The organism is Streptomyces coeruleofuscus (genome assembly GCF_039532725.1).
In the GTDB taxonomy this organism is placed as follows: Bacteria; Actinomycetota; Actinomycetes; order Streptomycetales; family Streptomycetaceae; genus Streptomyces; species Streptomyces coeruleofuscus.
The window spans coordinates 151,132-173,838 of the sequence record NZ_BAAASE010000004.1 but is presented as its reverse complement, the minus strand read 5'-3'; the positions used below and the strand labels follow the sequence as shown (position 1 = coordinate 173,838).

Annotated in this window: 19 protein-coding genes and 1 riboswitch; of the genes, 10 read left to right on the top strand and 9 right to left on the bottom strand. The window is 71.6% G+C overall.

From position 1 onward, the window contains the following. Positions 1-150 precede the first annotated feature (150 nt). On the top strand, positions 151-1,689 hold the full coding sequence (locus tag ABFX81_RS16200; RefSeq protein WP_086853917.1) for a M23 family metallopeptidase: 1,539 nt from the start codon (positions 151-153) through the stop codon (positions 1,687-1,689). Between the two features lie 49 nt (positions 1,690-1,738). Here ABFX81_RS16200 and pcrA read toward each other — a convergent pair whose 3' ends face one another. Beyond that, entirely contained in the window at positions 1,739-4,243 is a 2,505-nt protein-coding gene (gene pcrA, locus ABFX81_RS16195; RefSeq protein WP_346138240.1) for a DNA helicase PcrA, read from the bottom strand. 289 nt (positions 4,244-4,532) lie between these two features. Then, positions 4,533-4,709: riboswitch (cyclic di-AMP (ydaO/yuaA leader) on the top strand. Positions 4,710-4,717: 8 nt separating this feature from the next. On the opposite strand from pcrA, the gene ABFX81_RS16190 reads away from it, so the two are divergent. Both ABFX81_RS16190 and ABFX81_RS16185 read left to right on the top strand, forming a co-directional pair. Next, positions 4,718-5,902 (top strand): NlpC/P60 family protein, encoded by a 1,185-nt coding sequence (locus ABFX81_RS16190; RefSeq protein WP_086843277.1) that lies wholly within the window; start codon positions 4,718-4,720, stop codon positions 5,900-5,902. 110 nt (positions 5,903-6,012) lie between these two features. After that, positions 6,013-7,026: an SLAC1 family transporter gene (locus ABFX81_RS16185; RefSeq protein WP_086843279.1), complete on the top strand. Its 1,014-nt coding sequence runs from the start codon at positions 6,013-6,015 to the stop codon at positions 7,024-7,026. Here the strand turns inward: ABFX81_RS16185 and ABFX81_RS16180 are convergent. Further along, positions 7,004-7,357, bottom strand: coding sequence for a hypothetical protein (locus ABFX81_RS16180; protein WP_086843281.1), 354 nt, complete (start codon positions 7,355-7,357; stop codon positions 7,004-7,006). The two genes, ABFX81_RS16185 and ABFX81_RS16180, sit on opposite strands and share 23 nt — an antisense overlap. 423 nt (positions 7,358-7,780) lie before the next feature. Between ABFX81_RS16180 and ABFX81_RS16175 the strand changes: the two genes are divergently transcribed. Then, positions 7,781-8,848: an NlpC/P60 family protein gene (locus ABFX81_RS16175; RefSeq protein WP_086843282.1), complete on the top strand. Its 1,068-nt coding sequence runs from the start codon at positions 7,781-7,783 to the stop codon at positions 8,846-8,848. A 71-nt stretch (positions 8,849-8,919) separates the two neighbouring features. Here the strand turns inward: ABFX81_RS16175 and ABFX81_RS16170 are convergent, their stop codons facing one another. Together ABFX81_RS16170 and ABFX81_RS16165 are read right to left on the bottom strand one after the other, a co-directional pair. Then, complete coding sequence (locus ABFX81_RS16170; RefSeq protein WP_059424955.1) at positions 8,920-9,663, bottom strand: LuxR C-terminal-related transcriptional regulator; 744 nt, start codon at positions 9,661-9,663, stop codon at positions 8,920-8,922. Beyond that, positions 9,660-10,952, bottom strand: coding sequence for a PspC domain-containing protein (locus ABFX81_RS16165; RefSeq protein ID WP_086843303.1), 1,293 nt, complete (start codon positions 10,950-10,952; stop codon positions 9,660-9,662). Before ABFX81_RS16165 ends, ABFX81_RS16170 begins: the two co-directional genes overlap by 4 nt. A gap of 178 nt (positions 10,953-11,130) precedes the next feature. Between ABFX81_RS16165 and ABFX81_RS16160 the strand changes: the two genes are divergently transcribed. Both ABFX81_RS16160 and ABFX81_RS16155 read left to right on the top strand, forming a co-directional pair. Next, on the top strand, positions 11,131-12,624 hold the full coding sequence (locus tag ABFX81_RS16160; RefSeq protein WP_086843284.1) for a PspC domain-containing protein: 1,494 nt from the start codon (positions 11,131-11,133) through the stop codon (positions 12,622-12,624). Further along, a complete protein-coding gene (locus ABFX81_RS16155; RefSeq protein WP_086843286.1) occupies positions 12,611-12,853 on the top strand; it encodes a hypothetical protein in 243 nt (80 codons plus the stop codon). Before ABFX81_RS16160 ends, ABFX81_RS16155 begins: the two co-directional genes overlap by 14 nt. A gap of 37 nt (positions 12,854-12,890) precedes the next feature. Here ABFX81_RS16155 and ABFX81_RS16150 read toward each other — a convergent pair whose 3' ends face one another. After that, on the bottom strand, positions 12,891-13,421 hold the full coding sequence (locus ABFX81_RS16150; protein WP_346138239.1) for a DoxX family protein: 531 nt from the start codon (positions 13,419-13,421) through the stop codon (positions 12,891-12,893). 181 nt (positions 13,422-13,602) lie between these two features. Next, positions 13,603-14,853, bottom strand: a complete 1,251-nt coding sequence (locus ABFX81_RS16145) for a hypothetical protein (protein WP_086843291.1) — start codon at positions 14,851-14,853, stop codon at positions 13,603-13,605. A 339-nt stretch (positions 14,854-15,192) separates the two neighbouring features. On the opposite strand from ABFX81_RS16145, the gene ABFX81_RS16140 reads away from it, so the two are divergent. After that, positions 15,193-16,089, top strand: a complete 897-nt coding sequence (locus ABFX81_RS16140; protein WP_086843293.1) for a DUF4429 domain-containing protein — start codon at positions 15,193-15,195, stop codon at positions 16,087-16,089. A gap of 12 nt (positions 16,090-16,101) precedes the next feature. Here ABFX81_RS16140 and ABFX81_RS16135 read toward each other — a convergent pair whose 3' ends face one another. Next, positions 16,102-16,896, bottom strand: a complete 795-nt coding sequence (locus tag ABFX81_RS16135) for a class II aldolase/adducin family protein (RefSeq protein ID WP_086843295.1) — start codon at positions 16,894-16,896, stop codon at positions 16,102-16,104. 211 nt (positions 16,897-17,107) lie between these two features. On the opposite strand from ABFX81_RS16135, the gene ABFX81_RS16130 reads away from it, so the two are divergent. Further along, positions 17,108-17,581, top strand: coding sequence for a pyridoxamine 5'-phosphate oxidase family protein (locus tag ABFX81_RS16130; protein ID WP_086843297.1), 474 nt, complete (start codon positions 17,108-17,110; stop codon positions 17,579-17,581). Positions 17,582-17,584: 3 nt separating this feature from the next. Here the strand turns inward: ABFX81_RS16130 and guaA are convergent, their stop codons facing one another. Further along, positions 17,585-19,165, bottom strand: a complete 1,581-nt coding sequence (guaA, locus tag ABFX81_RS16125; protein WP_086843299.1) for a glutamine-hydrolyzing GMP synthase — start codon at positions 19,163-19,165, stop codon at positions 17,585-17,587. 327 nt (positions 19,166-19,492) lie between these two features. Here guaA and ABFX81_RS16120 point away from each other — a divergent pair, with 327 nt between their 5' ends. Continuing rightward, positions 19,493-19,774 (top strand): chorismate mutase, encoded by a 282-nt coding sequence (locus tag ABFX81_RS16120; RefSeq protein WP_086843301.1) that lies wholly within the window; start codon positions 19,493-19,495, stop codon positions 19,772-19,774. Positions 19,775-20,302: 528 nt separating this feature from the next. Here ABFX81_RS16120 and ABFX81_RS16115 read toward each other — a convergent pair. Beyond that, entirely contained in the window at positions 20,303-21,427 is a 1,125-nt protein-coding gene (locus ABFX81_RS16115; protein WP_346138238.1) for a hypothetical protein, read from the bottom strand. A 213-nt stretch (positions 21,428-21,640) separates the two neighbouring features. On the opposite strand from ABFX81_RS16115, the gene ABFX81_RS16110 reads away from it, so the two are divergent. Continuing rightward, complete coding sequence (locus ABFX81_RS16110) at positions 21,641-22,627, top strand: LAETG motif-containing sortase-dependent surface protein (protein ID WP_346138237.1); 987 nt, start codon at positions 21,641-21,643, stop codon at positions 22,625-22,627. Positions 22,628-22,707 lie beyond the last annotated feature (80 nt).

Genomic DNA, 22,707 nt, shown 5'->3' with positions numbered 1-22,707 from the left:
CAAGCTCGTGCCCGCAGTCCGCCAAAACACGGCCGAATGCCCGTTTCCTGCGCGCGCGAAACCTGCCGAAGATTGTCGTGCCCGCGTACCGCCGGGTACAGTCGCCGCACTGCTCTGGCAGCCCCTGTTGTCGAGGCGAAAGAGAAGTTGGTGAACGACCGTCACCCGTCGGGGACCATGACCCCGGCTCCGGCTTCCGACGCCGACTCGGCGCACTACGCGTCGTACGGCACCCAGGAAGCCCAGTACGGCGACTTCACCACGTACGGCGACCACGCCGCCACTGGATTCGACACCACGGGTACCGACGGCAGCGGTTTCGCCGCCACCGGCCACACCACCGCGACGTTCGCCACCGATCCCCTCTTCGGTGACATGCCGGGCAGCGGCCACGGCACGGGCACGTACGACACCGGCCACTGGCCCACCGGCACGCACGAGAACCCGCATTACGACGCGTACGCGGCCCAGCACCACGCCTCCTACGACACCGGCGTCTACGACACGACTTCTTGGACGGCCGAGCAGCAGCCGCTCTCGGTCATCCCGCAGCAGGCCACCTCCCCGGACGCCACCGGGCAGTGGGACGCCGACGCCTGGCTCCAGCCCGACCAGTCCGGCAATGCGGCCGACCAGACCCAGCAGTGGGAATGGGGCACGCAGGCCTTCGACACCGGTGCCTACGACGCCACGCAGTGGAACACCGACGGCGCCGCCGCACCGGCGCCCGACGCGTACGAGCAGCACGGCGAAACCTTCGAGCAGCACGAGACGGCGACGTTCGAGCAGGTCGCCTACGACGAAGCCGCCGGGGCCGCCGGCCACGACCCCGCTACGGACGGCGGCGAGTCGGCCGCCACCGGCGAACTGCCCACCGTCACCCCGCTCCTGGACGACCAGGAAGAGGCCGGCCCGCGCGCCGCCTCGCGGGCGGCCTCCCGCGCCGGATCCCGTTCCCGCCGCCGCACGCCCCCCAAGCGCTCGGCGCTGATGACCCTCGCGGTGCCCTCGGCGTGTGTGATGGGCGTCGCGGGGATCGCCGCCGCCTCCGTCGGCAGCCTCACCGACGACGGCGCCGTGGAGGCGCAGACGACCGCGGCGGACGCGCAGCCGGTGCAACCGGCCACCGCCAACAACAAGCTGGACACGCAGCTTCAGAGCCTCGCCGCCGGCGCCGACGACTTCGCCGACCGGGCCAGCCGCACGCAGGAGCGCATCGACCTCAAGGCCCAGCAGGCGGCCGAGCGGAAGCGGGCGGCGGAGGAGGCGGCCCGCAAGGAGCGGCTGCGCCCGAAGTTCGCCCTGCCGGTCGCCCGGCACGGACTCAGCGCCTACTACGGCCAGTCCGGCATCAACTGGATGTCCCTGCACTCCGGCATCGACTTCCCCGTCTCGTACGGCACGACCGTGATGGCCGCGACCGACGGCACCGTGCGCACGCAGTGGAACAGCGCGTACGGCAACATGATGATCGTGACCGCGAAGGACGGCACGGAGACGTGGTACTGCCACCTCTCCACCTACACGGTCCCCTCCGGTACGACCGTGAAGGCCGGCGATCCGATCGCGCGCTCCGGCAACTCCGGCAACTCGACCGGCCCCCATCTGCACTTCGAGGTGCGCCCGGCCGGCGGCTCGGCGATCGACCCGCTCCCGTGGCTGCGCAGCCACGGCATCGACCCGACGTAACGTCCCGGCAGCCCCCGCCGGTCGCCCGGCAGGGGCCGATCTCTCCGGCCTACAGCTTCTCCACCGGCGCGTACCGCAGCAGCAGCCGCTTCGGCTTGGTGTCCCCGAAGTCGATGGTGGCCTCGGCGTTCGCGCCCGTGCCCTTGACCGCGACGACGGTCCCGAGCCCGAACTGGTCGTGCGTGACCCGGTCCCCGACCGCCAGTCCCACGACCGGCTTCTCCGAGGTGCGGCGCGTGGCGAAACCGGACGCGCCCGACGCCGACGAACGGGAACGGGACGACGACAGCGAGGCCGCCACCCCGGAGACCGGTCCGGAGGACGCGGGCGCGGTCGCTCCCGTCCGCTTCCACTGCACATGGGCCGGCGGGATCTCCTCCAGGAACCGGGAGGGCGGGTTGTACGACGGCTGGCCCCAGGCGCTGCGCAGGGTGGACCGCGTCAGATACAGCCGTTCCCGCGCGCGCGTGATGCCGACGTACGCCAGGCGCCGCTCCTCCTCCAGCTCCTTGGTCTGGCCGAGGGCGCGCATGTGCGGGAAGACGCCGTCCTCCATGCCGGTCAGGAAGACGACCGGGAACTCCAGGCCCTTGGCGGTGTGCAGGGTCATCAGCGTGATGACGCCGTCGCCGTCCTCCTCGTCGGGGATCTGGTCGGAGTCGGCGACCAGCGCGACCTGTTCGAGGAAGTCGGACAGTGTGCCACCCGGGGCGGCAGCCCCTGAGGTCTCCGCGCCCTCGCCGCGCTCCTGCTCGAACTCCATGGCGACGGCGGCGAGTTCCTGGAGGTTCTCGATCCGGGTCTCGTCCTGCGGGTCGGTGGAGGCCTGCAACTCGGCGAGGTACCCGGTGCGTTCCAGGACGGCCTCCAGCACCGTGGCCGGTCCGGCGCCGGACTCGACGATCGTACGGAGGTCCTCCATCAGCGTGTTGAACCGCTTGACGGCGTTGGTGGAGCGCGCGGCCATGCCGTACGCCTCGTCGACGCGCTTCAGCGCCTGCGGGAAGCTGATCTTCTCGCGCTGGGCCAGGGCGTCGATCATCGCCTCGGCGCGGTCGCCGATGCCCCGCTTGGGGACGTTGAGGATCCGGCGCAGTGGCACCGAGTCCTCCGGGTTGGCGAGCACCCGCAGGTAGGCCAGGACGTCCCGGACTTCCTTGCGCTCGTAGAAGCGGACACCGCCGACGACCTTGTAGGGCAGGCCGACGCGGATGAAGATCTCTTCGAAGACCCGGGACTGGGCGTTGGTGCGGTAGAAGACGGCGACGTCGCCTGCCTTGGCGTCGCCGGCGTCCGTGAGGCGGTCTATCTCGTCGGCGACGAACTGCGCCTCGTCGTGTTCGGTGTCGGCGACGTAGCCGGTGATCTGCGCGCCCGTGCCCGCGTTGGTCCACAGGTTCTTGGGGCGGCGGGACTCGTTGCGCTCGATGACCGCGTTGGCCGCGCTGAGGATCGTCTGGGTGGAGCGGTAGTTCTGCTCCAGCAGGATCGTCGTCGCGTCCGGGTAGTCCTCCTCGAACTGGAGGATGTTGCGGATCGTCGCACCGCGGAAGGCGTAGATCGACTGGTCGGCGTCACCCACCACGCACAGCTCGGCGGGCGGGACGTCGTCCGGGCCCGGCGGTACGTCGACGGGGTGCTCGGAGGTGCCGACGAGCTCCCGGACGAGGGCGTACTGGGCGTGGTTGGTGTCCTGGTACTCGTCCACCAGGACATGGCGGAAGCGGCGGCGGTAGTGCTCGGCGACGTCCGGGAAGGCGCGGAGCAGGTTGACCGTCGTCATGATCAGGTCGTCGAAGTCGAGGGCGTTCGCCTCGCGCAGCCGCGACTGGTACATCGCGTAGGCCTGGGCGAGGGTCTTCTCGAAGCCGTCGGAGGCCTGGGCGGCGAAGTCCTCCTCGTCGATCAGCTCGTTCTTCAGGTTGCTGACCTTGGCGCTGAAGGACTTCGGCGGGAAGCGCTTGGGGTCGAGGTCCAGGTCGCGGCAGACCAGGGCCATCAGGCGCTTGGAGTCGGCGGCGTCGTAGATCGAGAAGGAGGACGTGAAGCCGAGCTTCTTGCTCTCGCGCCGCAGGATGCGCACGCACGCGCTGTGGAAGGTCATCACCCACATCGCGTTCGCCCGCGGGCCGACGAGCTGCTCGACGCGTTCCTTCATCTCGCCCGCGGCCTTGTTGGTGAAGGTGATCGCGAGGATCTGGCCCGGGTGCACACCCCGCTCGGCGAGCAGGTGGGCGATGCGGTGCGTCAGCACGCGGGTCTTGCCGGAGCCGGCGCCGGCCACGATGAGCAGCGGGGAGCCGGAGTGGACGACGGCGGCGCGCTGGTTGTCGTTCAGCCCCTCCAGGAGGGTGGCGGTGTCCACCACCGGGCGCGGGGCGCCGTCGCGGTAATAGGCGTCACGGTCCGGGGGCACGTCGAACTTCCCGCCGAACAGATCGTCCGGAACCGGCTCCGGTACGTGATCGTCCTCGGGTGGCGGCGGGGGCTCGTCCGCGGGGCCCCGCTGGGCCTGGAGGTCCGCCAGGAAGCTGTCGTCAAAGAGGCTGCTCATCGCTCTCCGAGTCTAGGGCGCCCCACTGACAGCCCGCCGCCGCCCTGAGAACATCGCCGAAAGGATCCCCTCGTCACCCTGCATCCACGCACGATCACAGCCCGCTACGCCGTCACAATTATGACGAACTCATGACCAACCCCCCTCCACCGGTGACGCTCGGCGACACTCTCGGCTAAGGTCACGAAAATGTATCGGGCATATCGCCCATCAACCTTCACAAGGGCCACACCAGTTGGCTACCGTGCGGGCAGGCCGCACGACCCCCACCGGCGAACGTCGCCGGGCCGCGCGGCCTCCGCCGAGTCCGGTGTGCCGCAGCGGCAGCCGGAGCCGGGGACCCAACCGAGAACTCTGGGGTGAATCGGCCCCACTCCGCCCTTCGCGGAGACGGCCGTAGGGCAACCCTTCCGATGTACCCGCCCGAACCCGACAGCTAACCCGGTAGGCGGAGCATGGAAGGAGTCGCCTCCCTTGGCGTCGCACCGCAAGTCGCGTCCCGCGGGTACGCGCGTCGCAGGCATACGGACCCCCGCCCTCGCAACGGCGGCCCTCACGTCCGTGGCCCTGCTGTCCCAGTCGGCCAACGCCGCCCCCGAGGCCGACGACAAGCCGAGCCTGGAGGAAGTCGAGAAGAAGGTCGACGACCTCTACCGCCAGGCCGAGTCGGCCACCGACAAGTACAACGCGGCCAAGGAGAAGACCGCGAAGCAGCGCAAGCGCGTCGACACCCTCCTCGACGGCGTCGCGCAGCGCACCCAGAAGCTCAACGAGGCGCGGGAGAAACTGGGTTCGTTCGCCGCCGCCCAGTACCGCACCGGTGCCTCCGCCCCGGACACGGCGACGTTCCTGCTCGCGGACACCCCGCAGGACTACTTCGACCAGACCCAGCTGATGGACCGGATGACCGGCCGTCAGAAGATCGCGGTCGACGACTACGTCACCCAGCAGTCCGAGACGATGAAGAAGCGTCAGGAGGCCACCGAGAGCCTCGAGACGCTCAACGAGACGCAGGGCGACCTGAAGACGGCCAAGGCGACCGTCCAGCGGAAGCTCGCCGAGGCGCGCGAACTGCTGTCGAAGCTGACCGCCGAGGAGAAGGCGCGGCTCGCGGCGATCGAGAGGGAGAAGCAGCAGGAGGCCGCCCGCAAGGCCGCCGAGCTGGCCCGGCAGCAGGCCGCACAGCAGCAGGCGCAGGAGGAGGCCGCCCAGCAGCAGGAGAGCGAAGCGTCCTCGTCGTCGGGAGCGTCCTCCTCGACGGGCTCGTCCTCCTCGACGGCCCCGGCCGACTCCTCGTACGCCACCAAGGCCGAGAAGGCCCTCGCCTTCGCCCGCGCCCAGATCGGCAAGCCGTACGTCTGGGGCGCCGTCGGCCCCGGCTCCTACGACTGCTCCGGCCTCACCCAGGCCGCGTGGAAGGCCGCCGGTGTCACCCTGCCGCGCACGACGTGGGACCAGGTCAACGCCGGCACGACCGTTTCCCTGACCAATGCGCAGCCCGGTGACCTGGTCTTCTTCTACGACGACCTCTCACACGTCGGCATCTACATCGGCAACGGCATGATGATCCACGCCCCGAAGCCCGGCACCTATGTGCGCGAGGAATCGATCTACTACGACGGCGAGTCGTCGATCCACAGCGTGGTGCGGCCGGCCTGAGGGCCCGCACGTCACCGCGGGCACGCGCGCGTGAGGGCACTCACGCTTTTGGCAGCGCACGCGCGCGTGCCCCGCCTGGAACGGACGCGGCGCCTCCTAGCATCGGCTCCATGCCCGGCCCCTCCCCCTCCACCGCCTGGTGGGCGCAGCGAGCGCCGTCCGCGAGTGCCGCCGTGCTGGCGACCGGCACCCTTGCGGTCGGTCTGGATCTGGCGGGGTACGGCGTCCTCTCCCGCATCGTCCTCGGCCTGGCCTGCGCGGCCTGGCTGATGCTCGCCGCGGACTTCACCCTGCGGCTGCTGCTCGCCGGCACGAGACGGCGGGCGTACGCGGCCCTGCCGGGCCTCCTGGACACCGTGGCGACGGCCGCCCTCACCACCGTGGCGGCGACGGCCGTCCTGGGCACCGGCTTCTCGGCGGCCGGCTCGCAGTCCCTGGCGGCGGCACTGCTGGTGCTGGCCGTGCTGCTCTGGCCCGTGCCGCTGGCCCTCCCCGCGCAGGACGGGGAGCGGCGCCGGCCCGGCACGGTGTTCGCGCGCTGCATGGCCACGCAGGGACTCGCCGTGCTCGGCGCCACGCTCGCCGCTGCCGAGTCGGCGGCCTGGCTCGCGCACGCCGCGCTGGTGCTCTTCTGGCTGGGGCTCGTGCTGTACGTCCTCGCCCTGGCCCGTTTCGATGTGCGGCAGGTGGCCGAAGGGCGCGGCGACCACTGGCTCGCGGGCGGGGCGCTCGCCATCTCGGCGCTGGCCGGGGCGCGGCTGATCAGCTCCGACAGCGCACGCCTGTACCTGTGGAACGACGACGACCGCGGCGTCCTGCGCCATGTGACGGTCGTGCTGCTCGTGCTCGCACTGGCCGGCTGCGCCGTCCTGCTCGCCGCCGAGTTCCTACGGCCCCGCCCCCGTCACGACATCCGCCGCTGGGCGACCGTGTTCGCCTGGGCCAAGACGGCGGCGGCGGCACTGGCCGTCGCCGCCGCCCTCGACGTCTCCTGGCTCGACGGCCTCGGGGAGGTCTTGCTGTGGGTCGCGGTGGCCGCGTGGCTCGCGGTCACCGCCTGGGCGGTCGCCTCGGCCCGGACCTACGTCCTGCCCGGCCGGGTCAGGTCCAGAGCACGGCGATGAAAACGTTCGCCGTGGTCAGCGCCCCGACCAGGCCGAAAAGGCTCTTGTCCACCTTCTCGTCGTCCCGTTTCACGTAGACCAGGCCGAGGATCACGATCAGCAGGGCCAGCTTCACGCCGATCTTGATGTTGTTCACGGTCTGGTCGTCGGCCTGGTTGAGGCCGACCAGGATCACACCGGTGACCAGCATCGTCAGCGCGCCGTGCAGCATCGCCGGGGTGTAGCGGGCGGTGCCCGCGCCCATCGCCTTCATCTGGGTGAGGAAACCGCCCAGGAGGGCTGCGATGCCGATGATGTGGAGGCCGACGAAGAGGTGGATGAGTACGTCCATGAGGCCGGAGCCTAATCAGGGGCTCCACAGCCGCCCGACACCGGCCCGTCGGATGCATATATGCGCCCATAGCACCCGTCCGCCGTCCCGCGCCCATGATTCGGCGCATCGGTCATCACGCTGAGTTAAGGCGACGACGGCGAGACCAGCTCACGGTCGCATACGGTCACCGCCGGTCCTCTCGGGACACTTCCGCGCACCCGCCACCGGGCCGCCGCGACGAGGTTTAGCGTCCTCCCCCAGGTGCCCGGCTCCCCACCGCCGCCCGGGCCAGGGGCGGCAGTCGGACACCACCGCCGAGAAGGCCCGGCGGCGGTCCGCTCCCCCTGTGCGGGCCGTCGCCGGACGCGCAGGCCGCCCGTCCGCTCCCCCTGGCGGCCGTACGCACCCGCCGGCGGTCGCAGGAAAGGACGTGGCCCCCAGGTGGCAGCGCACCGCAAGCCCCGCCAGCGCTCCGCGAGCGGCAACAAGGCCCGTACGGCCGCCACGATCGCCCTGGCGGGCGCGGCGACCGCGACGGGCTTCGACGGCACCGGACACGCCGAACCCGAGCTCACCCCCGGCCAGGTCAAGGCCAAGGTGGACGAGCTGTACCAGGAGGCGGAGGTCGCCACCGAGAAGTACAACGGCGCGAAGGAGAAGGCAGAGGCGGCCGGACAGCGGCTGAAGGACCTCCAGGACCAGGCGGCACGCAAGGAGGAACGGTTCAACGCCGCCCGCGAGGCACTGGGTTCGGTCGCCGCCGCCCAGTACCGCGGGGGCGGCCTCGACCCCGCGGTCCAGCTCGTCCTGTCCGACGACCCCGACCGGTACCTCCAGAACGCCGAGTTCGTCGAGCGGGCCGGCAACCGGCAGCAGGCCGACGTCGCGCGCGTACGCCGGCAGCTCCGGGAGATCGAGCAGCTGCGCGGAGCCGCCCACATCGAGCTGACCTCCCTGAAATCACGGCAGACGGAGCTGAGACGGCACAAGAAGACGATCACCGGCAAGCTGGGCTCCGCGCGCCGGCTGCTGTCCCGGCTCAGCGCGCAGGAACGTGCCCGCATCAGCGACCCGGGGGGCGCGGACCGCGCCTCACGCTCCTCGACGGGTGCCCGTGACGGCCTGACCGCTCCCGGGTCCGTCAACGCCGAGGCACCCAACGCCCGCGCGGTCGCCGCCGTGTCCTACGCCTACCAGAAGCTCGGCAGCCCCTATGTCTGGGGCGCGACCGGCCCGAACGCCTTCGACTGCTCGGGCCTCGTCCAGGCCGCGTACCGGTCCGCGGGCGTCTCCCTGCCCCGCACGACGTACTCCCAGATCGACGCGGGCCGCCGCGTCTCCCGCTCCGAACTGCTCCCCGGGGACCTCGTGTTCTTCTACGCCGGCATCAGTCATGTCGGCATCTACGTGGGCGACGGCCGGATGATCCACGCCCCGAGCCCCTCCGCGCCGGTCCGGGTCGCCCCGCTCGACGAGATGCCGTTCACGGGCGCCACCCGGGTGGTGTGACCGGGCGTGGCGGCGCCACCGTCGCCGATCCGGCCTCTCCCACCGCCGTCAGGCGGCCCGGGGCTCCCGCGTCACACCAGCCGGCGAGCAGTCGCCCACCGCGTCAGCTCGTGCCGGTTGGAGAGCTGGAGCTTGCGGAGGACCGCCGAGACGTGCGACTCGACCGTCTTCACGGAGATGAACAGCTGCTTGGCGATCTCCTTGTACGCGTATCCCCGGGCGATGAGCCGCAGCACCTCGCGCTCGCGCTGGGTGAGGCGGTCCAGGTCCTCGTCGACCGGCGGCGCGTCCGTGGAGGCGAAGGCGTCGAGGACGAACCCGGCCAGCCGCGGGGAGAAGACCGCGTCGCCCTCCTGGACACGGAAGATGGAGTCGACGAGGTCCGTGCCGGTGATCGTCTTGGTGACGTACCCGCGGGCCCCGCCCCGGATCACGCCGATCACGTCCTCGGCGGCGTCCGACACGGACAGCGCCAGGAAACGGACGGGCTGCTCGGCGTCGGCCATCAACGGGGCGCAGCGGCGCAGCACTTCGACACCGCCGCCACCGGGCAGGTGCACGTCGAGGAGGACCACCTCGGGCCGGGTCGCGGTGATGACCGTGACCGCCTGGTCGACGTCCGCGGCCTCGCCGACGACCTCGACACCGGTCTGTTCGGTCTGGCCGATCTCGGCCTGGACCCCCGTGCGGAACATGCGGTGGTCGTCCACGAGGACCACGCGCACACGACGCCCGCCGGTGCCACCGCCCGGCTCCCCGGGCCCGGCCGCCTCCGCCGATCCCGCCGTACTGTTCGCTTCGGTCGGGTCGCTCATGACGTCTTCTCCGCCCTCTCCATCTCCAGCTCGACCTCCGTGCCGCCGTCCGGTACCGCGCGCAGCCGCGCCGTACCGCCGTTGCGCTCCATGCGGCCGATGATCGATTCTCTGACACCCATCCGGTCGGCGGGTATCGAGTCGAGGTCGAAGCCGGGGCCGCGGTCCCGGACGGACACGAAGACCGTCTTCCCCTCGACCTCGGCGAAGACCTGGACGGCTCCGCCCTCGCCACCGTACTTGGCGGCGTTCACCATTGCTTCGCGCGCGGCCTGCATCTGTGCGGCGATTCTCTCGTCGAGCGGGCAGTCGCCCACGACCACGACCTCGATGGGCACGCCGTGCTTGTCCTCCACCTCGGCCGCGTTGCGCCGCACGGCGTCGGCGAGCGTGGTGGGTTCGTCGGCCTCGTCCTTGCCGGTGCCCTCGGGCTTGTACAGCCAGGTGCGCAGGTCGCGCTCCTGGGCGCGGGCGAGGCGGCGCACCTCGCTCGCGTTCTCCGCGTTGCGCTGGATCAGGGTGAGGGTGTGCAGCACCGAGTCGTGCACATGCGCGGCGACCTCGGCGCGCTCCTGGGCGCGGATGCGCATCAGGCGCTCCTCGGAGAGGTCCTGCGTCATGCGCACCAGATACGGCCCGGCGAGAAGCGTTATCCCGACGAGGACCGCGAGGGCCGCCTGGAGGACGGAGCCGAGGTGGGCGGCGGAGCCCTGCAGCACGAAGATGCCGGAGACGCCGGCGGTCACCAGCAGCACACCGCCCACCGAGCGCAGCAGCGTGACCGTCCGCCGGCGGCGGCCGACCTCGACCCAGCGGGCCCGGCGGGCGTTGTCCGCCTGCCGCCACACCAGGGCGACGCCCGCGCCGACGAGCACGGTCGGCCACAGATACGCCCTGGCCCCACCGCCGAGGTTCACATTGCCCACGAACACCATGGCCACGACGACCATGAGGAGCAGGGCCACGATCTGGCCCTTGTCGGGTCTGCGGGCGACGAGTCTGCGGCGGCCGTCGGGAGAGGTCTCCGAGGCCACCAGCGACGGTGGCTTCTGTGCCTCGACCCCACCGACGCCGAGCGGGACGAAGAACCAGAACGCGGCGTACAGCAGCGCACCGAGGCCGTCGGCCATGAACAGGCCGACGAAGACGAGCCGTACCCAGATCACGGGCAGCCCGAGGTGCCCGGCGAGCCCTCGCGCCACACCACCGAGCCAGCGTCCGTCACTGCTGCGGTAGAGCTTGCGCGGCGGCCGCGGTTCGGCGAGTGGCGCTGCTGCGGCTTCCGACATGTCACTGATGGTCACACGGCCGCAAGGCCGGAGCATCAGGGTCGACCCCGGAGACTCCCCTGATCTCCGGACCCGGGCCCCTCGAACGCCTCCCGGGCCGTCCCTCAGGGCCGATATCAGGGTCCGGCCAGGGTCATTCCGACTGCCGCCGCACCGCCGCGCCCGTCACCATGGACCCATGACCGATCACGACCACGCCGCGACGGGTCCGGGACCCGGCTCCGGCCCGCGCCCCGCACCGGGCGCCGGGCCGCAGGATGCCGCGCCCGCCGCGGGCACCGCCCCCGCCGGCTCCCCCGCTCCCCCGGGCGCGCACGGGCACGGGGGCGCGGGCGCGGAGGAACAGGGAAGGGATTCGCCCGACGCGGCCGCCCCGGCCGGGGAGGCCGTCCCGCCCGGACCACCGCACAGATTCCGGCGCGACCGCCGCCACAAGGCCCTGGCCGGCGTCTGCGCCGGGCTCGGGCGGCAGTGCGACATGGACCCGGTGATCTTCCGGATCACCCTCGCGGTGCTCTCCGCCACCGGCGGCATCGGCCTCATCTTCTACGGCTTCGCCTGGCTCCTCGTCCCCTACGACGACGAGGACGAGAACGAGGTGCGCAAGCTGCTGACCGGCCGCGTCGACGGCCAGGCCCTGACGGCCGTGCTGTTCGCGCTGGTCGGCTGCGGAGTGTTCCTGACCCTGCTGAACAACGGCGGGGTGCTGACCTTCGCCGTCGTCCTCTCCCTCCTCCTCGCGGGCGCCGGTTACTGGTCACGGCAGCGCGGCGCCCCGAGCCCCGACCCGCTGGCCGCCCAGGCCGTCGCCGATGCCCCGCCGGAGCCGCAGGCGCCGCCGGTGTTCATCACGTACCCCTCCTGGTGGCGTGACCCCATCGTCAAGGACGGCACCCACATCGGCGGCACGGGATACCTCTGGGGTCCCCGCGACTCCCGCGACCTGGACGTCGCGGCAGCCGTCAACATCGGCCTCGGCGTCCAGCCCCGCGACCGCGAGGACATCCCCGCCCCGCACACCCGACCGTCCAAGCCGCGCGGCCCCCGCTGGATCGGCGGCTGGGTCTTCCTGCTGGCCCTGCTGGCGGGTGCCCTGGGCACGGGCCTGACCTGGGAGCAGCAGCCGCTCGGCACGAGTCTCCAGACCGGCCTGTCCTGCGCACTCGCCGTCCTGGGCCTGGGCATAGCGGTCAGCGCCTTCCTGGGGCGGACCGGCGCCGGCTCGATCCTCCTGGCGATCATCACGGCCGGTCTGCTCGCCGGCTCGGCGGCACTGCCCAAGAACATCGGCACCCAGTGGGACCGCACGACCTGGCAGCCCGCTTCGGTGACGGACGTACGACAGCGGTACGACCTGGGCACAGGCGTCGGCACCCTGGACCTGACCCGGGTGGACATAGACCGGGACCAGACCGTGACGACACGTGCCGACGTCGGCGTGGGCCAGGTGAAGGTGATCGTGCCCGAGGACGTGACCGTGCGGCTGAACGTCGACGTGGGGCTCGGGGACCTTCAGCTGCCGGGCGACGACAAGAAGGACGTGGACGTGAAACCGGGCCGGCACAAGGAGATCACCCTCTCCCCCGCCGAGGGCGTCGAGAAGTCGGGCACCATCGACCTGGATCTCCAGGTCGGCATGGGACAGGCGGAGGTGGCCCGTGCTGCGTCATGAACTCCAGCCCGGAAAGCTGGTCGCCGGCACCCTCCTCATCGTGGTGGGCGTCCTCTACGCCGGTGACGCGCGCGGTGCCTGGGAGACACCCTGGTTCGTGGCGATACCCCTCGTCACGGGCGGGCTGTTCCTGGCCGGCGCGGTGGGGTTCCTGACGGGCCGTGTGCGCCGGCGCCGCGCGTCGGGCCATACCACCACCGACGAGCCGGGCCCGGACAGGGCGGCCTGACGAGAGGCCCGCCCGCCGCCCAGCCCGCTGTCGCTCGCTACCGGTAACCGCCTGTCCTCTGCCGTCGCCGCGACCGCAGGGCGGCATCCATGGACAAGAGGGGAGCACCCGCGAGGACGAGAGGAATCCAGGCCATGAGATAGGCGAGGTCGTTGCCGTAGTAGTACGGGTCGGAGGCCCAGCTCACGGTCAGCCACAGGCTGAGGGAGATCAGCGCGCCGCCGACTGCCGCAAGGCGGGCGAACAGGCCGAGCAGGGTGCCGATACCGACGGCCAGTTCACCGAAGGCGATGGTGTAGCCGAAGGCGACAGGGTTCTTCAGGGAGAGGTCGACCAGGGCGGGGATGGCGGCGGAGTCGCGGACGGCACGCATCATGTCGCCGATCGAGCCGGAACCGGCGTCCTGCATGAAGGCGCTGTCGGTGAGCTTGTCCAGGCCGGCGTAGACGAAGGTGACACCGAGGAAGATCCGCAGCGGGAGGAGGGCGTAACGGACGCCGGTGTCCCGCCAGTCTCCCCCGCTGCCGAAGTGGGGGGTGTGCGTGTCCGATCTCATGCCGTGAGTCATCGCTGCTAGCCGCCTCTCGCCCGCCGGTGCCGAGACCCCCTCAACAGACCATACGTACGACAAACCGACCCGGCTCAACCCTGTGCGGCCGCTTTTGTTACCGGGAGCCCGGCCCCGAGCGGCACGACTGCTCGCAGCCAGGCAGGACAGCCGGACCTCACTCGGTCACATCGACCGGCCCTCACTCCGTCACATCGACCGCGTACCGGTTCGTCTCCACCCCCGCCGCCGTGACCACCTGCACCTCCACCCGCCCCGGCTCCACATCCGCCGGCACCGGCACGGTCAGCAGCGTGTCCGTCGGGTTGCTGAATCCCCCGGGCACGGGCACCAACGGGACGTGCACATGCACGGCGCCGACCCGGACGACCATCCGGGCCAGCCGGTCCGCCCCCTGTGCGCCCGGCGGCACGAACCCGGCGCCCCGGATCTCGATGTCGTCGCCCGTGCGGATCGGCCCGTCCAGGTCCCCCGCCTCCCTCGACCGCACGACGGAGAGGATGACCGGCCGGCCACCCTCCGCGTACTTGCCGGCCAGGTAGGTCGCCGCCGACACCAGGACCACCACCGCCAGCCCCCACGGCAGATCCGGCAGCTGGTCCGGCCGCCTGGCCAGCCGTACCGCCGCGAAGACCAGGGCGACGCCGCTGATCACGACGTACTGGATGTCGGCGAAGGTGCCCCGGCCCGCGTCGTCGGTCAGCAGGTCGGCGGCTCGCGGCCGGTCGGCGGGCACCTTCTGGAGCCGCTGCCCCAGCACCCGCAGCCCGACCACCCGCCGCACGAGCACGGCGATCCCGCACAGCACGGCGAGCACGGTCACCACCCCCGCCCCGCGGGCGAGTTCCAGCCCGGACAGCAGCGCGTCCCGGTCCGTGTGCCGGGAGGCGCCCGCCAGCCGTCCGGCCAGCACGAGCACCGAGTAGGCCACGAAGAGCACCCACGCCCCGGCGACCGTACGGGAGGTGGACAGCCGGTTGTCCTCGCCGATGAGGGGCGCCAGCGCACCGCCCTTCGCCCGGTGGAACCACGACGCCGCCGTCAGCGCCCCGGCGACCACCAGCGCGGCGGCCAGCCCGGCCGTGCGGGCCGCCGTCCAGCCCGCACCGACCGCGGTGAGGGACTGACCGAGCAGCAACAGCACGACGGCCGCCCACACCGCACCCGCCGTGCGGCGCCACAGGCCGGCCAGCCAGGCCTTGCCCTCGGCCCGGCCGCGCTCGGCGACGAGTTCCTCTGACTGCGCCAGTTCCTCCGAGACCCACTGGCGGCAAGCCGAGGCGGAGTGGGCCACCGCGGCCGGCAGCCCCTGCCCGGCCGCGAACTCGTCGCGCCTGCGCAGGAACGCGGCGACGGCCCGCCGGTGCCCCTCGCGTGCCCCGTGCGGACAGTCGCCGCAGGCACACCCGCCTCCGTGCACACCGCTGTGCATGCCTCCGGGCGCACCTCCCCGCACACCACCGTGGCCGCCCGCATACCCACCGCCGTACGCGCTCCCGGCCCCACCGGTGTACCGCCCCGCATACGCACCCGCGTCCGCATACCCACCCGCGTCCGCGCCGCCCTGCCCCGTCTCGCGCACCGTCACGCCCGACGCCCGCCTTCCCGCGACCCAACCACCGTCGGTCTTCCGGACCCCGGAAACACCGCTGTACAACTCCTGTGCGACGACAGCGGATTATCCCTTCACCACCCGGTCCGCGTCCGCCCCGTCCGGTCAGCACGGGTGAACTTCCGCGTGTCGTGTTGACCCGGCTGCGAGAATTCCCCTATGGCCGAGATCATCCAGCGTGACGGGACCTGGGCCTTCGACGGCAGCACGGTCCGGATCACGCCCGGTCTGCACCGCTCCGTGCCACTGTTCCGGCAGACGTACGGAGAGGTCGCCGTGCCGCTGGAGGCGGTGTCGGGGGTCGCCATCGAACCCGAACGCAAGCGCGCACGGCTCCGTTTGCGGCTGCGGGAGGGCGCCGACCCGCTGCTCCAGGCGACCGGCGGGCGGCTGCCGGACGCGGCCGACCCGTACCGGCTGGCGGTGGACGTCGACCGGACGGGGGTCGCCGAGTACGTCGCCGAGGAGATCCGCCGCGCGCTGCTGCTCGACCGGATCACGAAGGAGCCGGCGAAGGCCTATCTGCTGCCCGGCCCGCCGGTTCCGGTGTCGGTGCGTTCGTCCGACGGGACGGTCTCCTTCGACGGGACCCGGGTACGGATCGACTGGGCCGACACCTCCGAGCGGGTCAAACGCGCCACCGGCCCGCGCGTCATCGGCCTCGGTGAGCTGGTCCGGGTCGAGTGGCTGCCGAACTCCGGCCATGAGGACGGCTTTCTGCGTTTCGTCACCCGCGAGACGGTGTTCTCGAAACTGCCGCCCGAGAAGGACCCGTACGCCCTGGACCTGTGGGGCAGCACCCGCCGGGATCTGCTGACCGCGCTCGTCGCGACGGCGGTGACCGCCAGGCTGCCGCACCCGTCCACCCGTGCCGCGGCCGGGAACCACGAGACCGACGCGCCCGGCTCCCGCCCGGCGCCCGCCGTACCGCCCGCGGCCGACCACCACGACGTACTGCTGCGCCGCCTGCGCGAGTTGGGCGCGCTGTACCGGGACGGTGTGCTCACCGACGAAGAGTTCGCCCTGACCAAGGCGGCAGTGCTCCGCGGCTTCTGACGGGCCGGCCTCTCAGCTCATCAGATCCGGCTCACTCCGGCTGACCTCCAGCCACATCGGCTGGTAGTTGATCCACGCCACCAGGTCGCCCCCCGACTGCTCCCGCGTCGCCACCGCCATCCGGTGGTCGATGCGGACCGGCCGCCCGGCCACCTGCGCCGTCAGCTGCACCTGGCACGACCGTTCCATCGACACGAACCACCAGGCGGCGGCGTCCACCGAGTCGCCGACGGTCAGCAGCCCGTGGTTGCGCAGCACGAGCGCCTTGCGGGAGCCGAGCGCGGCCGCGATGCGCCGCCCCTCCTCGGCGTCGACGACGACGCCGCTGTAGGCGTCGTAGAGGGCGTGGTCCTCGTAGAAGGCGCAGCTCTCCTGGGTGATCGGCTCCAGCAGCTCGCCGAGGGCGGCGAGCGCCCGGCCGTGCACGGAGTGGCAGTGGGCGACGGCGACCACGTCGGGCCGGGCGGCGTGGACCTGGGCGTGCACGGTGAAGGCGGCCTGGTTGACGTGGTAGCGGCCGTCGACGACCTGGCCGTCCTGGTTGGCGAGCACCAGGTCGCTCACGGTGACGTGCCGGAAGGGAATCCCGAACGGGTTGACCCAGAAGCAGTCGCTGTACTCGGGGTCGCGGGCGGTGATGTGCCCGGACACGCCGTCCTCGTAGCCGAGCCGTCCGAAGATCCGCAGGGCCCCCGCGAGCCGTTCCTTGCGGTGCCGGCGCTCGTCCTCGAGCGACTCGTGCATCGGCGGCATCGCGAACCGCAGCCGGTCGGTGGGCAGCGGCAGGGGCGGGGTGGGCCCGTGCATAGGTCCTCCAGCGCTGTTTCTGCGTACGGGGCGGAAGCTACCGCCGGTCGGGGCGGGAAGAACAGAACCGTTTCGTGAAGATGAGGCGAGTGCCCCGCCGAACGCCTCGTGAGCACCCGCGCGCACCCGTGCGCACCCCTTTCGCCCCCAGTCTCCCCCACCCCACGAATAGCGGACAGAAGATGTCGGGGTTCGGCGCCAGACTCTCCGTATGACAGAGAACTGGGCGGCTTTCGCCACCGCCGAACCGGATCTGGCCGGCACCGTCGAGAAGCGCTTCGGCGCCTACACCCACCACATCATCGCCACCCTCCGGAAGGACGGCTCGCCCCGCACCAGCGGCTTGGAGGTGCGGTTCCTGAACGGCGAACTGTGGCTCGGCATGATGCCGAACTCGCTCAAGGCGCTCGACCTGCGCCGCGACCCCCGCTTCGCGCTCCAGGCGAACCCCGGGGAGGGCACCGGCATGGGCGGCGGCGACGTCCGGATCAGCGGCCGGGCGATCGAGGTCGACGACGTGGAGACGAAGGCCCGATACGTCGAAGAGGTGGAGCCGCCTGAGCCGTTCCACCTCTTCCGTACCGAGCTCACGGAGGTCGTACGGACCTACGTCGAGGACGACAAGTACCTCGTCGTCCAGATCTGGACCCCCGGCGAACCCCTGCGCACGATCAAGCGCACGTAGGGGTCACTCCCACTCGATCGTCCCCGGCGGCTTCGAGGTCACGTCGAGGACGACGCGGTTGACGTCACGCACCTCGTTGGTGATCCGGGTCGAGATCTTCGCGAGGACGTCGTACGGCAGGCGCGACCAGTCGGCCGTCATCGCGTCCTCCGAGGAGACGGGCCGCAGGACGATCGGGTGGCCGTACGTACGGCCGTCGCCCTGGACGCCGACGCTGCGGACGTCCGCGAGCAGGACCACCGGGCACTGCCAGATGTCACGGTCGAGGCCGGCTGCCGTCAGCTCCTCGCGGGCGATGGCGTCGGCCTCGCGCAGCAGGTCCAGACGCTCCTTGGTGACCTCGCCGACGATCCGGATGCCGAGGCCGGGGCCCGGGAAGGGCTGGCGCTGGACGATCTCGTCCGGCAGGCCGAGCTCCTGGCCGACCATGCGGACCTCGTCCTTGAAGAGCTTGCGCAGCGGCTCGATCAGCTGGAACTCGAGGTCCTCGGGGAGGCCGCCCACGTTGTGGTGCGACTTGATGTTGGCGGTGCCGGTGCCGCCGCCGGACTCGACCACGTCCGGGTAGAGGGTGCCCTGGACGAGGAACTCCACCGCCGGGCCCTCGTCCGCGATGATCTCGGCCTGGGCCTGCTCGAAGACCCGGATGAACTCACGACCGATGATCTTCCGCTTCTCCTCGGGGTCGGAGACCCCGGCGAGCGCCTTGAGGAACCGCTCCTCGGCGTCCACGACCTTCAGCTGCACGCCGGTCGCGGCGACGAAGTCCTTCTCGACCTGCTCGGTCTCGCCCTTGCGCATCAGGCCGTGGTCGACGTACACGCAGGTCAGCTGGGATCCGATGGCCTTCTGGACGAGGGCGGCGGCGACGGCGGAGTCCACGCCGCCGGACAGCCCGCAGATGGCGCGCTTGTCGCCGACCTGCTCACGGATCGCGGCGACCTGCTCCTCGATCACGCTGCCCGTGGTCCAGGAGGGGGTCAGGCCCGCGCCCCGGTACAGGAAGTGCTCCAGCACCTGCTGCCCGTGCGTGGAGTGCATCACCTCGGGGTGGTACTGGACGCCGTACAGCTTCTTCTCGTCGTTCTCGAACGCGGCGACCGGCACGACGTCCGTGGAGGCCGTCACGGAGAAGCCCTCGGGGGCGGCGGAGCAGGCGTCGCCGTGCGACATCCAGACGGCCTGCTCGGCGGGAGTGCCCTCGAAGAGGGTGGAGGACGACTTGGAGACGTGCAGTTCAGTGCGGCCGTACTCGCGGGCGCCGGTGTTGTCGACGGTGCCGCCGAGGGTCCGCGCCATGAGCTGGAAGCCGTAGCACATGCCGAAGACGGGGACACCGGCCTCGAAGATCTCGCGGTCCAGGCTCGGGGCGCCCTCCTCGTACACCGACGAGGGGCCGCCGGAGAGGATGATCGCCGCGGGGTTCTTGGCGAGCATCTCGGCGACCGGCATGGTGCTCGGCACGATCTCGCTGTAGACCCGCGCCTCGCGGACACGACGGGCGATGAGCTGGGCGTACTGCGCGCCGAAGTCGACGACCAGGACGGTGTCGGTGGCGCTGGCAGCGGGAGTCGCTGATGACACAGGGTGCCTTCCGGCGGTGGGGCGGGGGTCTTGTGCCACCCGATTCTACCGGGGTGCAGCGGGGCACCGTCCGGGCGCCGGGGACCGGGGCCGTCTCAGGATGCGAACCGGGTTGGACGCCCCCGGGAAGCGGGGCATACTGGCCCCATGCTCCAGCACCAGACGTACGTCTTTACCTATGGCACCCGGCCCGCCGGCTGCCATGGTCGTGCTGCTTGAGCAACTGACAAGCGACTTCCCAGGCGCCCCGGGCCGACAAGGTCCGGGGCGCCTGTCGTCGTCCGGGCCTTGCCGCTCCGGGGCATCCCTTGACGACAAGGAGCCCCCATGAACGCCACCGAAGTGACCGGCGCCCGTACCACCGAGGCCGCCGACGTGATCACCGGCGCGCGTGAGCGCATCGACGCGCTGGACGACCGGATCATCGGCCTGATCCAGGAACGGGCGGCCGTCTCCGCCGTCATTCAAGAGGCCCGGATCTCCTCCGGCGGCCGGCGTGTGAACCTCTCCCGCGAGATGGAGGTCCTCGGCCGCTACCGGGAGGCGCTGGGCAAGCCGGGCACGGCCCTCGCGATGACCCTGCTGGAGCTGTGCCGCGGCAGGATCTGAAACCCCGTTCCCAGGACAGACGTGCGCCCCCTTCTCACCCGTACGGCGCGTGACCGTCCCGCGGGCCGCTTCGTTGGTCCCGGTGTCCGTGCCAGCCAGGCGCGGGCCCGAGAGAAACCACGCGTGGCTCGCTGGAGCGATGAGACGTACGGATCGTGCCGTGCGTCGTGGGACCTCGCTCCAGGAAGTGACCGGACGGCAGGGGACAGCAGCCCGGTCACCCAAGAGAAAGGCCGGCTCCGGGGACGCCCGGGGCCGGCCGGCGGACCTTGCAAAAATGCACCAAGGCCGGGTCGAACGGTTGCGGACGCCGCATTCATCCAGCACGATGCGTAGACAGCTCAAGTCCCTCCGCGGACACCCGCATTGCCCGCCCGCCAGAGGTCGAGACCAATGGTCCGGTCGGGCGCGGCCGAGACCAGCGGCGCACCCCCCCGGCGCCGCTTCCAGGCACCGGCGCTGCCCTGACGTCGGTGCTGACGAGAAGAAGGGCCCCGCGGCTCCACCCCGCGGGGCTCTTCGCTCTGCTCAGGTGCGCGACACCGTCCCGCACTCGTCCGGGTCGCGGTCGAGGTCCTTGCTCCGGTCGTACGGATCCGTCGTCGGGCCGCTCGGCGGCGCGTCCGTGGGCTCGCTCGACGGAAACTCCGGGTGCAGATAGCCGTCGTGGACGTCGCAGGAGGAGTTGCCGATCTCCTGGTCGTACTCCAGGAGCAGCAGCCGGCCCCGGGTGACCTCGTACTGCGCGGGGTCGGCGAGTTCGACGTCGAGCACCCGGCGCACGATGGTGCGGGTGACCTCGACGGGGCCGTCGGCGCGCACGACGGGGTAGACGAAGGTGTAGTCGGCGCGTACCGCCACGCCCCCGTGGGATCCCTTCTTGAACGTCATGTGCCCGCGTGTCTTGATCACGTCGCCGGCCGGCCGCACCTCGTCGGGGTCGAAACGGCTGAACAGCGTCACCGGGTCGTGCTTCGCGCTCGGGGAACGCAGGGCGGTGTCGAGCTCGTCGAGGAGTTCCGGCTGCTTGGGGTCGAGCAGGGAGAGCGCGGCCTCGGGCCGGGCGCCGCGCACCGTCTTCGGGTCGAGGTTGGCGCCCACCAGCAGCTTCTTCGTCAGCTTCAGCGCCTGCCGCACGCGCTCCTCGGTGACCGAACCGACGGCCTTGGCCTCGGGCAGCACGATGCCGGCCTCACCGTCGGCCCAGCGCAGCGCCGGGGAACCGGCGAACGGCTTGTCCAGGGTGGGGGTTCCGGGGTCGGACGCCCCGGGCGCGGCGGTGGGGGCGGCGGTCTCGGCGGGCAGTGGTGAGGCCGCGGCGCCCGTCTCGTCCGTGCCGAAGGGATCGCCGGGCAGCAGCGTCGGTTTCAGGGCCACCACAGCGACGGCGGCGGCGACCGGCACGCCGAGAACGGCCCACAGCTTGCGACGTCGTGCCACACGGCCGTTCGACACGGCCGGGCCCGTACGCCAGCCCGGAGGCGACTCTCCCCGGGCCTCCTGCTGCCGCAGCCGCTCGGTCACCATGCGCGCCCGCGCGGAGGGTTCCTTCGGGGCGGAGGTGTTCCGCGCGGTGTCGCGGGTGAACTGCTCCCAGACGTCGTCGGGGATCTCCGGGGCCAACGGCTGATCGTCGGACGGGTTTTCAGACACGAAGTCAAGATCTAAGCGGATGGGAAGCGCCTTCACAAGAAGGTCTTGGACGTGACCCAGCCCACATAAAAATTCTGTGAATGCCAGCACAACCATTCACAGGCTTCACCGATCAAACCTGCCGAACCACGGGCACTCCCGCGCCCCACACGCGGAGGCCTCCCCCAACGTTCGTACCGCCTCCCGCGGTACGCCGGACTCTCCGAGGTCTTCATGAAGCTTCGCCGCGCCATGGCAGCAGCGGCCGCTACGGCGGTCATAGCCCCGGTCGCACTGCTCGCGGCACCGGCCGCGTACGCGACCGACGAAACGACGCCCACCCCGAGCACCTCCGTGAGCGAGTCCGCTCCCGAGACGTCGCCCTCGCCGAGCACCTCGGTGAGCGAGTCCGCCCCGGAGACGTCGCCCTCGCCGAGCACCTCCGTGAGCGAATCCGCCCCGGAGACGTCGCCCTCGCCGAGCACCTCCGTGAGCGAGTCCGCCCCGGAGCCGAGCACGTCGGCGCCCGAGGAGTCCGAGACCCCGGACCCCGAGCCCTCCGTGTGTGAGGACACCAAGGTCGACGTGAGCATCACCGGCCTGCCCGGCAAGATCGCCGCGGGCAGCGGCTGGCACAAGTTCTCGCTGAACGTGGCCAACAACTCCGACTCCACGCTCAACGACCTCGACTTCTTCGCCGGGGCCTCCCCCGACAAGAACGGCGAGGAGCTGTTCTCCAGCAAGCAGGTCCAGCTCCAGGCCTGGGACCCCCAGGACAAGATCTGGGTCGACCTCAACGAGGGCGGCTACGCGGTCGGTTACGTCGGCTACACCGACGAGCTGAAGCCCGAGTACCAGGTCAACATCCCGCTGCGCCTCAACGTCAAGCCGTCTGCCCCGGTCGGCGCCGGCTTCTCGCTCGGCGCGACGATCTACGGCGACAACGACGACGAGTGCATCGGCTTCGGTGACGTCTCGTACAAGTTCCAGATCGTGGCGGCCGGTACGGACACCGGTGGCACCAAGCCGCAAGAAGGCGGCAAGGCGCCCGTCACCGACGAGAAGCCCAGCGGCAACACGCCGGAGGTCACCGGCAGCCTCGCCGAGACCGGCTCCAGCTCCGCCCTGCCGGTGATCAGCCTGGTCGGCGGTGCCGCGGTCGTCGCCGGTGCCGGTGCGATCTTCGTGGTGCGTCGCCGTAAGGCCGGCGCCCAGGCGTAAGACGGATCGTCCCGCGAGGGGCGACGCCAAGCAGAAGAGGGACCTGCGCTCGGAGGGGGGCGCAGGTCCCTCTTCTGCTG

What these genes read in the sequence shown, in the direction of transcription:
- pcrA (WP_346138240.1), bottom strand. Translation starts at nt 4,243, where the DNA reads ATGAGCAGCCTCTTTGACGACAGCTTCCTGGCGGACCTCCAGGCCCAG.
- ABFX81_RS16185 (WP_086843279.1), top strand. Translation starts at nt 6,013, where the DNA reads ATGCCCGGCCCCTCCCCCTCCACCGCCTGGTGGGCGCAGCGAGCGCCG.
- ABFX81_RS16180 (WP_086843281.1), bottom strand. Translation starts at nt 7,357, where the DNA reads ATGGACGTACTCATCCACCTCTTCGTCGGCCTCCACATCATCGGCATC.
- ABFX81_RS16170 (WP_059424955.1), bottom strand. Translation starts at nt 9,663, where the DNA reads ATGAGCGACCCGACCGAAGCGAACAGTACGGCGGGATCGGCGGAGGCG.
- ABFX81_RS16165 (WP_086843303.1), bottom strand. Translation starts at nt 10,952, where the DNA reads ATGTCGGAAGCCGCAGCAGCGCCACTCGCCGAACCGCGGCCGCCGCGC.
- ABFX81_RS16160 (WP_086843284.1), top strand. Translation starts at nt 11,131, where the DNA reads ATGACCGATCACGACCACGCCGCGACGGGTCCGGGACCCGGCTCCGGC.
- ABFX81_RS16150 (WP_346138239.1), bottom strand. Translation starts at nt 13,421, where the DNA reads ATGACTCACGGCATGAGATCGGACACGCACACCCCCCACTTCGGCAGC.
- ABFX81_RS16145 (WP_086843291.1), bottom strand. Translation starts at nt 14,853, where the DNA reads ATGCACAGCGGTGTGCACGGAGGCGGGTGTGCCTGCGGCGACTGTCCG.
- ABFX81_RS16140 (WP_086843293.1), top strand. Translation starts at nt 15,193, where the DNA reads ATGGCCGAGATCATCCAGCGTGACGGGACCTGGGCCTTCGACGGCAGC.
- ABFX81_RS16135 (WP_086843295.1), bottom strand. Translation starts at nt 16,896, where the DNA reads ATGCACGGGCCCACCCCGCCCCTGCCGCTGCCCACCGACCGGCTGCGG.
- ABFX81_RS16130 (WP_086843297.1), top strand. Translation starts at nt 17,108, where the DNA reads ATGACAGAGAACTGGGCGGCTTTCGCCACCGCCGAACCGGATCTGGCC.
- ABFX81_RS16120 (WP_086843301.1), top strand. Translation starts at nt 19,493, where the DNA reads ATGAACGCCACCGAAGTGACCGGCGCCCGTACCACCGAGGCCGCCGAC.
- ABFX81_RS16110 (WP_346138237.1), top strand. Translation starts at nt 21,641, where the DNA reads ATGAAGCTTCGCCGCGCCATGGCAGCAGCGGCCGCTACGGCGGTCATA.